At 59.3% G+C, this 12,989-nt stretch carries 12 protein-coding genes; 11 read left to right on the forward strand and 1 reads right to left on the reverse strand.

The features are described 5' to 3' along the window. Window positions 1–5 precede the first annotated feature (5 nt). Genes FIU93_RS26375 through FIU93_RS26395 form a run of 5 tightly spaced genes read left to right on the forward strand, consistent with a single transcriptional unit; the run spans window position 6 to window position 4,090 of the window. Window positions 6–296 carry a putative quinol monooxygenase gene (locus FIU93_RS26375; protein ID WP_152507221.1) on the forward strand — a complete coding sequence of 97 codons (291 nt, stop codon included), beginning with the start codon at window positions 6–8 and terminating at the stop codon, window positions 294–296. Next, the gene (locus FIU93_RS26380; protein WP_152507222.1) at window positions 293–1,090 is read left to right on the forward strand and encodes an N-acyl homoserine lactonase family protein; all 798 of its coding nucleotides are present in this window, start codon (window positions 293–295) and stop codon (window positions 1,088–1,090) included. The genes FIU93_RS26375 and FIU93_RS26380 overlap by 4 nt, the downstream gene beginning before the upstream one ends. Continuing rightward, window positions 1,087–2,319 (forward strand): 3-oxo-tetronate kinase, encoded by a 1,233-nt coding sequence (gene otnK / locus FIU93_RS26385; RefSeq protein WP_152507223.1) that lies wholly within the window; start codon window positions 1,087–1,089, stop codon window positions 2,317–2,319. Before FIU93_RS26380 ends, otnK begins: the two co-directional genes overlap by 4 nt. Beyond that, window positions 2,316–2,963 (forward strand): 3-oxo-tetronate 4-phosphate decarboxylase, encoded by a 648-nt coding sequence (gene otnC, locus FIU93_RS26390; RefSeq protein ID WP_023000000.1) that lies wholly within the window; start codon window positions 2,316–2,318, stop codon window positions 2,961–2,963. Before otnK ends, otnC begins: the two co-directional genes overlap by 4 nt. Window positions 2,964–2,974: 11 nt before the next feature. Continuing rightward, complete coding sequence (locus tag FIU93_RS26395; RefSeq protein ID WP_152507224.1) at window positions 2,975–4,090, forward strand: isocitrate/isopropylmalate family dehydrogenase; 1,116 nt, start codon at window positions 2,975–2,977, stop codon at window positions 4,088–4,090. Window positions 4,091–4,118: 28 nt separating this feature from the next. On the opposite strand, the gene FIU93_RS26400 is transcribed toward FIU93_RS26395, so the two are convergent. Next, window positions 4,119–5,153: a LacI family DNA-binding transcriptional regulator gene (locus tag FIU93_RS26400; protein WP_062489638.1), complete on the reverse strand. Its 1,035-nt coding sequence runs from the start codon at window positions 5,151–5,153 to the stop codon at window positions 4,119–4,121. 202 nt (window positions 5,154–5,355) lie between these two features. Here FIU93_RS26400 and FIU93_RS26405 point away from each other — a divergent pair, with 202 nt between their 5' ends. From FIU93_RS26405 to ytfQ, 6 genes are all read left to right on the forward strand, one after another. After that, a complete protein-coding gene (locus tag FIU93_RS26405) occupies window positions 5,356–6,879 on the forward strand; it encodes a sugar ABC transporter ATP-binding protein (protein WP_055658470.1) in 1,524 nt (507 codons plus the stop codon). A gap of 2 nt (window positions 6,880–6,881) precedes the next feature. Continuing rightward, window positions 6,882–7,898: an ABC transporter permease gene (locus tag FIU93_RS26410; protein ID WP_022999996.1), complete on the forward strand. Its 1,017-nt coding sequence runs from the start codon at window positions 6,882–6,884 to the stop codon at window positions 7,896–7,898. Between the two features lie 82 nt (window positions 7,899–7,980). Further along, window positions 7,981–8,961: a substrate-binding domain-containing protein gene (locus FIU93_RS26415; RefSeq protein WP_022999995.1), complete on the forward strand. Its 981-nt coding sequence runs from the start codon at window positions 7,981–7,983 to the stop codon at window positions 8,959–8,961. A 95-nt stretch (window positions 8,962–9,056) separates the two neighbouring features. Further along, window positions 9,057–10,112: a sugar phosphate isomerase/epimerase gene (locus FIU93_RS26420; protein ID WP_022999994.1), complete on the forward strand. Its 1,056-nt coding sequence runs from the start codon at window positions 9,057–9,059 to the stop codon at window positions 10,110–10,112. 249 nt (window positions 10,113–10,361) lie between these two features. After that, the gene (locus FIU93_RS26425) at window positions 10,362–11,522 is read left to right on the forward strand and encodes a Gfo/Idh/MocA family oxidoreductase (protein WP_152507225.1); all 1,161 of its coding nucleotides are present in this window, start codon (window positions 10,362–10,364) and stop codon (window positions 11,520–11,522) included. A gap of 459 nt (window positions 11,523–11,981) precedes the next feature. Continuing rightward, on the forward strand, window positions 11,982–12,935 hold the full coding sequence (ytfQ, locus tag FIU93_RS26430; protein WP_022999992.1) for a galactofuranose ABC transporter, galactofuranose-binding protein YtfQ: 954 nt from the start codon (window positions 11,982–11,984) through the stop codon (window positions 12,933–12,935). Window positions 12,936–12,989: the final 54 nt, after the last annotated feature.

Here is a 12,989-nt window from a genome sequence, read left to right on the forward strand (position 1 = left end):
AGAACATGTATGCCGTAACGGTGGTGTTTCAGATCAAGGCCGAGGCGGTGGAGGATTTTCTGCCGCTCATGATCGCAAACGCCGAAGCGTCCCTGAAGGACGAACCCGGATGCAGGAAATTCGACGTCTGCACCGACCCTGATCGCCCCGGCGATGTGTTTCTCTATGAACTTTATGACGATGCCGACGCCTTTCAGGCGCACCTGCAAACCCCTCACTTCAAGTCGTTCGATGCAAAGGTTGCCGGGATGATCGCGCAGAAAACGATCCGAACCTACGCGAAGGTGGCCTCATGAGCCCCTGGCAGGTTTTCGCGGTCAAATATGCCGACAGGAATGCGCGCACGCGCAAGGACAGTTTCCTGTTCGACGACAACCACGACCAGCCACACGAGATGGATTACTTCATCTGGGTGCTGCGGCGGCAGGACGAGATCATTCTGGTCGACACAGGTTACGACGGCGAGGAAGGTACGCGGCGCGGCCGTCCTGTCCGGCTCAATCCGGTAGAGGCCCTAGCCCCTCTCGGCATTGTACCTGAGGCTGTGACGACCATCATCGTCACCCATCTGCATTATGACCACGCGGGCGGCTTGAAGCATTTTCCCAATGCCACCATCCATCTGCAGGCAGCGGAAATGGCTTTCGCCACAGGTCCCTGCATGTGCCAGGGCGCGATGAAGGCTCCCTACACCGCGGACCATGTCTGTGAAGCTGTGCAAAGGCTCTACTCTGGCCGGGTAATCTTTCATGAAGGAGATGGCGAAGTCCGGGAAGGACTTACAGTTCATCGCATTGGCGGGCACAGCAAGGGATTGCAGGCGGTTCGTGTACTGACAGAAGTCGGCTGGATGTGCCTGGCTTCCGACGCAGCCCACTACTACGAGAATTTCCTGGAAGCCAAACCGTTCCCGATCGTGGTCGACATGCAGGACATGCTGGATGGTTTTGGAACCATTCAGCACCTTGCCAGCTCGATAGATCTTGTTGTGCCGGGACATGATCCCCTGGTGCGAACGCTCTTTCCGCAACACGGCCCGAACCACATTTTCCGTCTCGACCGTGGTCCGCTCAAGGGGATCCGCTCATGAATCTGGGCGTGATCGCGGATGATTTTACCGGAGCCTCCGACATTGCATTGATGCTGTCGGAAGGCGGCATGACGGCGGCTCAATATGTCGGTGTACCCGATGTTCCGGCACTTGCGTCGGTGGACGCCGGCATCATTAGCCTGAAGTCCCGAACGATCCCAGCTGCAGAGGCAGTTGCCCAGTCTCTGCGAGCCTGCGACTGGCTGACCGCTCAGGGATGCAAGCAGATTGTCTTCAAGATCTGTTCGACGTTCGATTCGACCGACGAAGGCAATATCGGCCCGGTGGCGGAAGCCCTTGCCGACAGGCTTGGCGAGACATGTGTGATCGTCTGCCCGGCCTTTCCGGAAAACGGACGAACCATCTACCAGGGACATCTCTTCGTCGCAGACAGGCTTTTGAGCGAAAGCGGCATGCGCCACCATCCGTTGACGCCAATGGGCGACCCGGACATCCGGCGGGTGCTGGCTCGTCAGACGTCCTGGGCAGTCGGTCATGTCTCCCTCGATCACGTGGCAGATGGTCCGGCCGCAATCAACCTCGCCTGCCCTGCCGACGGCAAGTCGATGGTGATTGTGGATGCAATCCGCAACGATGATCTTGCGACCATTGGGCGGGCAATCGCCGCGCGAAAGCTTCTTGTCGGGGGCTCGGGCATAGCCCTCGGCTTGCCCAAGAACTTTGGCCACGCGCCTGCGGCAGCGAACTGGACCGGACATTCGGGCAACGCCGTGGTTCTGTCTGGTTCGTGTTCAATGGCAACTCGCGCCCAGGTCGCGCGCTACAAGGCCATTGCCCCCTCGCGTGAACTGACTGTCGACGACATCATGGCGAAGACACTGTCGGTGCAGGAAATCGCCGGCTGGGTACTTCGCCAGGACGCTTCGCCCCTGCTTTATTCCTCCGCCGACCCGGAGGTGGTGGGTGCTGCCCAACAAAAACACGGCAGGGAAAAAAGCGCGGCGGCGATTGAGGAGTTTTTTTCCGATCTGGCGGCGTCGCTGTTCAACGCCGGTGTCAGCCGAATGGTGGTCGCCGGCGGCGAAACGTCAGGGGCCGTTGTTTCCGGTCTCGGGGCAAACACGCTGGATATCGGTCCGAAGATTGCGCCGGGTGTTCCCGCGCTCAAGGTGAGCGGTCAGCCGCTGGCGCTGGCGCTGAAATCCGGCAACTTCGGTGGCCCGAACTTCTTCTCCGAGGCGCTCAGCGTTCTGGAGACAAGCCGATGAGCGAAAGCGCAACCACCCGCGAACAGATTTGCCTAATGGCAAAATCGATGTTCGACCGTGGTTTGACACATGGATCGACCGGCAATCTCTCCGTTCGTCTGTCGGATGGCACATTGCTCGTTACCCCGACCGGCTCCTCCATGGGGTTTCTGGACCCGGCCCGGATCAGCCATCTTTCTGTCCAGGGCGAACTGCTTTCGGGTGACAGGCCGACGAAGGAAATCCCGCTTCACACGGCCTTTTACGAGACCCGCCATTCGGCAGGTGCGGTCGTGCATCTGCATTCGTGTCACTCGGTCGCACTTTCCCTGTTGCCGGAGATCGATCCGGACAACGTTCTGCCACCCCTGACGGCCTACGGGATCATGCAGCTCGGCAAGGTGAAGCTTCTGCCGTTTTTCGTGCCGGGAGATCCGGCAATGGGAGACGCGGTCCGAGGACTTGCAGGCCGTCGTTCTGCCGTTCTGCTGGCCAACCACGGGCCCGTTGTTGCCGGCCGGGATCTGGCTGCCGCCGTCCATGCCATGGAAGAGCTGGAAGCAACAGCCAGGCTTGCCCTTCTGCTTCGCGGCACTGCCGCAACGGCGCTCAATCCGGACCAGATCGCCCGGATCGTCGAGCGCTACGACGTTGATTGGATTTGAGGAACAGTCCCATGAAAATTGCCCTGATAAAAGGTGACGGTATTGGCGTCGATGTGGCGGAAGCAGCCATTGCCGTGCTGGAAACAGCCTTGAAGCACACGGGAGAACCCGCGCCCCGCTATGACGAGATCCAGGCAGGGGCGGGTTACTTCAAGGAGACTGGCCTCGACATCGAAGACGGCGGAGAGGAACGCGCGGGGCTTGCCGATGCAATTTTCCTTGGGGCCATCGGCCTTCCCTCGATCCGGCATGCAAACGGCACGGAGATCTCGCCGCATTTGCGCCTGCGCGATCGCTTTGGGCTTTATGCGGGTGTTCGCCCGGTCAAAGCCTATCCCAACGCACCGCAAAGGCTCGCCGATCCGCGCGCTGCCGGTATCGATCTCGTTATCCTGCGAGAATCTACCGAAGGGCTGTTCTACTCTGCAGCGGCACACAAGCGCAGCCTCGTAGTCAATGATGACGAAGTGCAGGATGTCTTGCGCATCACGCGCAAAACCACCACCAAGCTGCATCGCTTTGCATTCAACCTTGCCCGCAAAAGGCGCGAGCGCGGCCATCCGGGCAGGCTCACCTGTGTCGACAAGGCGAATGTGTTCACCTCTCTGGCCTTCTTCCGCCAGATTTTCGACGAAGTGAAATCGGAATTTGCCGACGTGCCTGTCGGCTACAATTACGTCGACGCACAAGCACTCGACCTGGTGCGCAAGCCCTGGGAGTTCGACGTTCTGGTGATGGAAAACATGTTCGGCGACATTCTTTCGGACCTTGCCGGTGGCCTGGTGGGTGGCATGGGCATGGCCGCCTGTGGGGAGATCGGCGACACCACCGGATTGTTTCAGCCAGCCCACGGCAGCGCCCCCGACATCATGGGAGAAGACAAGGCCAACCCGCTGGCCGCGATCTTGAGTGCTGCGCTGATGCTGGACTATCTCGCCGAGAAGTTGGACAAGCCCTCCCTTGCCGATGCCGCAGACCTGATCAACGGCGCGGTCGACACCGGCTTTCAGGAAAACGTGTTGCGACCGATGGAATTCGGCGGTGACATGGGAACCAGGGCGGTCACGAACCAGTTGCTTACGCTTATCGGATCATCGACTGCGATCAGAAGGACTGCCAGCGCCTAGTGCGCACTGGCATCAAGCCGACAGCACGTCACTTCAGCTTGCGGGAAATACCACCACAGCTCTCGCGCACGATGAGATCCCCGTGGAGCAGATGAGTGCGCGTTTCCAGGGACCGGTTCGCAAGGCGATCAAGCAGGATTGTCATGGCCTTTTCGCCGATATGTTGCCGGGGTTGGCGAATTGTCGTCAATCCGGGCGTGAAATTGTTGGCAAAGGGAATGTCGTCGAAACCAAGCACGGAGAAATCTTCCGGGACGCGGTAGCCACGCAGTTGAAGCGCCGAGATGACCCCGATCGCGGTGTTGTCGTTGAAACAGAAGAAAGCGGTCGGCAGGTCGTCCTTGATGAACAGCCGTTCGACGGCGGCACGCCCGCTCTCGCTGGAGCCGTCGCCCTCCACGCGCCAGTCGCGCAGTGCCTCGGGTGATTCTCTCAAGCCTTGCAAGTAACCGGAATGGCGCAGATCACTGCGGATGTCGGCGGGCCCGCCGGAAATATAGGTGATCCGCCGGTGCCCCAGGGAGATCAGATATTCGGTCGCCACCTTGGAGGCCGCGACATCATCCACGCCGACGTAACTGATTTCGGGGTTCGAGACCGGACGCTCGGTCGCAACGATCGGCGGCAGGTTGGTGAGCGGTGTTTGTGGCTGTCCGGCAACCGGAATATGCCCTGTCAGCAAGACAAGCCCGTCGGCCATGCCCGTCGACAGGAAACGCAGGTAGTTCTGCTCCAGTCCGCTGGTACCTTCGGTGTTGCCGATGAGGACACCATAACCACGGTCGTTTGCCGCTTTTTCCAGCCCTGTCAGAATGCCGGCAAAGTTTGGATCAGCAATGGAAGACGCCAGCACCAGCACCATCTGCGAGCGCTGCATGCGCAGGTTCTGCGCCATGGCATTGGCGGTGTAGCCGGTTCGGGCAATGGCGGCCGTAACCTTCTTGCGCGTGCTCTCGGCAACCTTCTCCGGCGAGCGCAAGGCCCTGCTGACGGTCGCGATGGATACGCCCGCCAGTTTCGCAACGTCTTCAATGGTCGCCGGCCGCTCGCCCGGTTCGCTCATTTTCTATTTCCAGACATGCTGCGGTGCGGCCTCGTGGTAAGTCCATGAATCGCAACGCCATCTACGCTGTATAGAACGCATTGCACATAATGAAAAGGTTTACAGAGGCCAATGTAAAGGTTTACACGATCCATGAAAACGTTTACATCAAACGCACGGTGCCATTGAGGAAGAGGGCTTTGGCGCCTTGGGAGGAACAAGAATGAGCGTGGACACCACTGCTCCGGCAGCGGTCATCGAGGCCGTGAACATCAGCAAATCCTTTGGGCCGGTTCCCGTGCTGTTCAGTGTCAGCATGGACGTCCGCCCTGGCGAGGTTCATGCCCTGATCGGCGAGAACGGCGCCGGCAAGTCGACGCTGATGAAAATCCTCTCCGGGTTTCATGATCCGACCTCCGGCCAGATCCGTCTCGACGGCAAGCAGACCGACCTGCCCGCGAACGGCGGCGCAGAGAAACTCGGCGTCGTGCTGATCCACCAGGAGCTCAACCTCGCCGAACAGATGACGGTAGAGGAAAACGTGTTCCTCGGCCGCGAGATCAAATCCAACGGCTTTCTGGACAAGGCGGCCATGCAGGCAACCGTCCGGAAGTATCTGGACGAGATCGGCCTCGACATTTCCCCGACCGACCGCATTTCCGACCTTACCATCGCCCAGAAGCAGATGGTCGAGATCGTCAAGGCTGTCAGCCGGAATGCCCGCATCCTGATCATGGACGAACCAACCGCCGTTCTGACCGAGGAAGAAACCCAGGTTTTCTTCCGCCAGGTGGAAAAGCTGAAAGAAAGCGGCGTCGGCATCGTGTTCGTTTCGCACAAGCTCAACGAGGTGAAGGAGATTGCCGACCGCGTCACCATCCTGCGTGACGGTCAGTGGATCGACACGCGTGCCTCCAGCGACCTGACGCCGGATATGATGGCCCAGATGATGGTTGGCCGGGAGCTTTCCGATCTCTACCCGCCCATGCATGAGGCAGACGTCGATGCAGAGCTCGTTCTGGAAGTCCAGAACCTGCGTGCGCCGTCCGTCGACAACGTCAGCTTCAGCCTGCGCAAGGGCGAGATATTGGGCTTTTCGGGTCTGATCGGCTCCGGCAGGACCGCAGTTTTCGAGACGATTTGCGGTCTTGCCCCGTTTGAAGCAGGAACGATCAGGCTTTTTGGACGCGACACCGGCCCCATGACCGTCGCGCAGGCACGGGACCTTGGTTTGGCCTATCTCACCAAGGACCGGAAAGAAAAAGGACTGCTTCTCGACAAGAAGATGCGGCCAAACCTGACACTGTTCGCCCTGCCGAAATTCGTCCGCAATTTCGGTCTCGACAGCAAGGCGGAAGAAGACGCGCTCAACCGTGCCATCCGCCGCTTCGACGTTCGGGCCCGCGACAAGGAAATCACGGTCGGCAAGCTGTCGGGCGGCAACCAGCAGAAGCTGCTGCTCGCCAAGATCATGGAATGCGATCCGAAGATCGTCATCATCGATGAACCGACCCGCGGTATCGATGTCGGCACGAAACAACAGATCTACCACTTCATCGCAGCCCTTGCCGCCGAAGGGGTTTCGGTCGTGGTCATCTCTTCGGAAATGCCGGAAATCATCGGTATTTGCCATCGGGTGGTGGTGATGCGCGAAGGCCATATCACCGGCGTTCTGACCGGCGATCACATCAACGAAAACGAAATCATGCGCTACGCCGCCGGGCTGAAACGGGAGGAACTCCATTGACCATGATGACCGCGTCTGACGATACAGCGGCCAAGCCGGCCAAGAGGTCTTCCATAGACTTCAAGACGATTGGCCCCGCAGTTGCCCTTCTGATCCTTTGCATCATCGGCTTTCTGCTGAACCCTGCCTTCGTCAGCGAAGGCAATCTGACCAACCTTCTGACCCGCTCTGCCTTTATCGGCATCATTGCTGTCGGGGCGACCTTCGTCATCACCGCCGGAGGCATCGATCTGTCTGTGGGGTCCATGGCGGCAGCCATTTCCGGTGTCATGATCATCATCATGAACAACGCCGTCGAGACCATGGGCAGCGGTGTTCCGACAGTTCTGCTCGGCTGCGGCCTTGCCATCGTGCTGGGCATCGGGGCCGGTTGGGTGAACGGTGCCCTGACCACCAAGGGCAAGATCGAAGCCTTCATCGTGACGCTCGGCACAATGGGCATCTATCGCTCGCTGGTGACCTACTTTGCCGATGGTGGCACCCTGTCGCTCAACTTCGATATTCGCGGAACCTACCGGCCCGTCTATTACGACACGTTTCTGGGCCTGCCCTTCCCTGTCTGGGTGTTCATCGCGGTTGCCATCTGCGGCTGGCTGCTGCTGAACCGCACCGCGTTCGGCCGCTATTGCACGGCCATCGGTTCGAACGAGGCTGTCGCCAGATATTCGGCGATCAACGTGGACCGTGTGAAGACGCTTACCTATGTCATCCAGGGCCTGTGCGTTTCCTTTGCCACCATCATTTACGTGCCCCGCCTCGGCTCGGCGTCCGCGTCCACCGGCGTGTTGTGGGAACTTGAGGCGATCGCCGCGGTCATTATCGGCGGTACGGTGCTGAAGGGTGGGTATGGCCGGATCGGCGGCACCATCCTTGGTGCGCTCATTCTCACCACCATCGGCAACATTTTGAACTTCACCGATGTGATCTCGAATTACCTGAATGGAACCATGCAGGGCCTGATCATCATCGTCGCAGTGTTTCTTCAGCGCAGTGACTGGAAGCTCCGCAAGAGCAAGTAAGCCCCTGACCTGATTTCAACCGAACCGGGACCCGTCCCCAATTCAAATACCGGATCGCACCGGACGGGAGAGGTGCGTCCAGATGGCAGCATTGAAGGAGGAAGCAATGCTCATGAAGAAAGCTTTGGGAGTGATCGCGGTAACCGGTGCGCTGGCCTTTGCGGGCGCTGCGGTTGCACAGGAAAAAATCAAGATCGGCGTCAGCTATCCGACCCCGACCCATGCCTGGGCAGCCGGCATGAACTGGCACGCGGAACAAGCGGAAAAGCGGCTTGAGGCGCTTTACCCGGATGTCGATCTCATCCTGGTGAACTCGCCGGATCCGGAAGCACAGGCAAGTGCCCTGGAAGACCTGGTCTCCGTTCACCAGATCAAAGCCCTGGTGGTTCTGCCGTTCGAATCCGAACCGCTGACCGACCCGGTGCTGAACGTCAAGAAATCCGGTGCATGGATCACGGTCGTCGACCGCGGCCTCAGCCAGCCGGGCATCGAAGACCTTTATGTGGCCGGCAACAACCCGGAACTGGGCCGTGTATCCGCCCAGTACATGAAGACCCGTCTGAAGGACGGCGACAACATCGTCATCCTGCGCGGTATTCCGACGGTCATCGACAATGAACGCTTCGACGCGTTCATGGCCGAGATCGAAGGCTCCGGCATCAACGTGCTCGACCACAAGCACGCCAACTGGAACCGCGACGACGGCTTTGAAGTGATGCAGGACTTCCTGTCCCGCTTCCCGGACATCGACGCGGTCTGGGCCCAGGACGACGACATCGCCATTGGCGTGGTTGCCGCCCTGAAACAGGCTGGCCGTGACGGCGACGGCATGTTCGTCGTTGGCGGTGCCGGCATGAAGGAAACCATCAAGGCAATCATGGACGGCGATACCCTTATTCCGGTCGACGTTCTCTATCCGCCGGCAATGATCGCCACCGCCATGGACCAGACGGTTGCCGCCTTCAAGTCCAATGGTCCGGTCGCCGGCCGCTACATTCTCGGTGCGACGCTGATCACGCCGGAAAATGCTGAAAACTACTACTTCCCGGATTCGCCCTTCTAAGGCTTCGGGACGTAGCAGGCCGGGGTCTTTCGCGATGGGACCCCGGCCCTTTCCACCTCACCTCACTTCACCTTCCCCGATTTCTGGAGAATGTCATGAAAACCATAAAGGGTCCGGCGTTGTTTCTCGCCCAGTTTGCGGGGGACGAAGCGCCGTTCAATTCCTGGGCATCGATCACGAAATGGGCCGCGGATTGCGGCTATCTTGGCGTTCAGGTACCCAGTTGGGACAGCAGGCTGATCGACCTTGAAAAGGCAGCCAGTTCCAAGACCTATTGCGACGAATTCATTGGGACAGCGCGCGAGAACGGTGTCGAGATCACCGAGCTTTCAACCCACTTGCAGGGCCAGCTCGTTGCCGTGCACCCGGCCTATGACACGGCTTTCGACGGCTTTGCCGCGCCGCATGTCCATGGCAATCCTGCCGCCCGTCAGGCCTGGGCGGTCGACCAGGTCAAACTGGCCCTGGCCGCAAGCCGCAATCTCGGCATTTCAGCCCACGCCACCTTTTCCGGCGCGCTTGCCTGGCCCTATGTCTATCCGTGGCCGCAGCGTCCTGCCGGACTGATCGAAACCGCATTTGACGAACTTGCCAGACGCTGGCGTCCGATCCTCGATTATGCCGAGGAAATGGGGGTTGATGTCTGTTACGAAATTCACCCGGGTGAGGATCTGCATGACGGCATCACCTTCGAGATGTTCCTGGAGCGCGTCAACGGTCACGACCGCTGCAAGATGCTCTACGATCCGTCCCACTATGTGCTGCAGTGCCTGGATTATCTGGACAATATCGACATCTACAAGGACCGGATCGGCATGTTCCACGTCAAGGATGCCGAGTTCAACCCGACCGGACGTCAGGGTGTTTATGGCGGCTACCAGTCGTGGGTCGACCGCGCCGGACGCTTCCGCTCCCTTGGCGATGGTCAGGTCGATTTCGGAGCCGTCTTTTCCAAGATGGCCGCGAATGATTTCGATGGCTGGGCCGTGGTTGAGTGGGAATGCTGCCTGAAGCACCCTGAAGACGGGGCCCGGGAAGGCGCGGACTTCGTGAAGGCTCACATCATCCGCGTGACCGAAAAGGCCTTTGACGATTTCGCCGACGGCGGCAGTGACGAGGCAGCCAACCGGAAAATGCTCGGGATCAACTAGAGTTTTGACTTCGACGAGGCAACAATTGGACGGGTCGGCGACGACGCTCGCCACCTCTCACTCTCGTCATGAGGAGGACCGCCCGGTCCGTTTCGAAGGGTGGGCTGCAATCTTGAAAACAAGTGGCCCCTCCCTCGAAAAAGCGCATCCGCGCTTCCTCAGCATGAGGTTTCTATGTATGTAAACAACGCGTGTAATCGATTACAGCGCGCGGCACGATAGAACAGAAACAGTTTCAGGAGGAGCGATATGGCCATCGAAGGAAAAGACACCGTGCAGACGCGCCCGATCCGGCTCGGCATGGTCGGCGGCGGCAAGGATGCCTTTATCGGCGCCGTTCACCGAATTGCCGCACGCATCGACGGCGCCTACGACCTGGTGGCGGGCGCCCTGTCTTCCACCCCGGAGAAAGCGCTTGAATCTGGCCGAGCGCTCGGCCTCAAGGAAGATCGCATCTATGGCTCTTTCGAGGAAATGGCCAAGCGCGAAGCCCGGCTGAAAGACGGCATAGAAGCCGTTGCCATCGTGACGCCGAACCACATGCACTATCCGGCGGCGAAGGAATTCCTGAAACGCGGGATCCATGTCATCTGCGACAAGCCTCTGACTTCAACCCTGGCCGATGCCAAGAAATTCGTGAAGGCTGCGGAAAGCTCCGATGCCCTCTTCTTCCTGACGCACAACTACACCGGTTATCCGATGGTTCGGCAGGCGCGCGAGATGGTGGCCAGTGGCGACCTCGGCACGATCCGCGTCGTTCAGGTGGAGTATCCCCAGGACTGGCTGACGGTGGAACAGCACAACAAGCAGGCTGATTGGCGTACAGACCCGGCACGTACGGGTCTTGGCGGATCCACGGGCGATATCGGCACTCATGCCTATAATCTTGCCTGCTTCATCACAGGCCAGTCGGCGGAAAGCCTTGCTGCAGACCTGCAGTCCTTCGTTACGGGCCGTCAGGTGGATGACAACGGCCACGTGATGCTGCGCTACGCCAGCGGCGCGCGCGGCATGCTGTGGTGTTCGCAGGTGGCACCGGGCAACGAGAACAATCTCAAGATCCGGATCTATGGCGACAAGGCCGGGCTCGAGTGGCACCAGGAAGACCCGAACTATCTCCACTACACACCTTTCGGAAAGCCGAAGCAGCTGCTGACCCGGGGCGGTGCCGGCATGCTCGACAGCATCGCCTCGGCCACCCGTGTGCCGCCAGGACATCCGGAAGGCTATCTGGAAGGCTTCGCCAACCTCTACAAGGACGCTGCCGACGCCATCCGTGCCCACCAGTCCGGCAAGGACGCCAGCTCTCTGGTTCCGGGAATCACGGACGGACTTGCCGGCGTGCGCTTTGTAGACGCCTGTGTCCGCTCTTCGGCGAAAAACGCTGCCTGGGTGAAGCTGGACGGATAGTCTTGCCTATGTCGCACTTCACGAAGCCCGGGCTCTGCTGCCCGGGCTTTTGTCGTTTTCAGGGCACGTTCCCTTGAGAAAGCGGGGCCACAGAACAACATCCTTGCCGCTCTCGACGATTCCACACGGAGGTGTGTGCTGGACCCTGGAACTTGACTTGGACCGGAAGGACCAATGATGAGCCTCATCCCTTCCTCGTCGCGCCATGGCTCAACAGTGGTTTCCATGCCTCTTCCTGACCTTCGTCAAGCCTCCCGGAAATGGCCCCGCATCGGCGTGGATTGCCGGATCAGGCCCGGAAACGATGAGGGAAAGAGGCAATCCAGATCTTAATTTTTTTCATTATTACAGATACTTACTCATCCCGTTCGCACCGCACAACGCTACTCGCTTTACAAAAGTAATAAAGTATTACTTAATGATTTTTGTGAGGAGAATATACCTTGTGGAGGAGACCCTATGAAACTCAAGGCAATGCTTATTGCCGGGGCAATGTCGTTTGTCCCGATGACCGCCATGGCTGCCGATCTGACCATCGGTTTTTCGCAGATCGGATCTGAATCCGGTTGGCGTGCAGCTGAAACAACTGTCACCAAGCAGGAAGCTGAAAAGCGCGGCATTGATCTGAAATTTGCCGATGCCCAGCAGAAGCAGGAAAACCAGATCAAGGCGATCCGGTCCTTCATCGCACAGGGTGTCGATGCGATCCTGCTCGCTCCTGTGGTTGCCACCGGTTGGGACGAAGTCCTGGAAGAAGCCAAGGATGCCGAGATCCCGGTCGTGCTGCTTGACCGAACTGTCGACGCACCGGAAGATCTCTACATGACCGCCGTCACGTCGGATCTGGTTCATGAAGGCAGCGTCGCCGGCCAGTGGCTGGTTGATGAAACTGCCGGCGAGAAGTGCGACATCGTCGAACTTCAGGGAACAACCGGTTCCAGCCCCGCCATCGATCGCAAGAAGGGCTTCGAGCAGGCGATTTCCGGCCATGACAATCTGAACATTGTCCGCAGCCAGACCGGCGACTTCACCCGCAGCCAGGGCAAGGTCGTCATGGAAAGCTTCCTGAAGGCTGTTGGCGGCGCCAACATCTGTGCCCTTTATGCCCACAACGACGACATGGCCGTCGGCGCTATCCAGGCGATCAAGGAAGCCGGCCTGAAGCCGGGTGAAGACATCAAGATCGTCTCGATCGACAGTGTTCCGGACATCCACCTGGCGATGGCAAACGGCGAAGCCAACGCCACGATCGAACTGACCCCGAACATGGCAGGCCCGGCGCTGGACGCGCTTGAAGCCTACCTTGCGGATGGCACGATGCCGCCGAAGTGGATCCAGACCGAGTCCAAACTCTACACGCTCAAAGATGATAACATGGCCATCTACGAGATGAAGAAAGACCTGGGATACTAAGAACGATCCCGATGCCGGGCGGCCTGCCGCCCGGCATCTCAAGGTTCAGGAAGT

Source organism: Labrenzia sp. THAF35 (assembly GCF_009363595.1).
GTDB classification, from domain to species: domain Bacteria; phylum Pseudomonadota; class Alphaproteobacteria; order Rhizobiales; family Stappiaceae; genus Roseibium; species Roseibium algicola.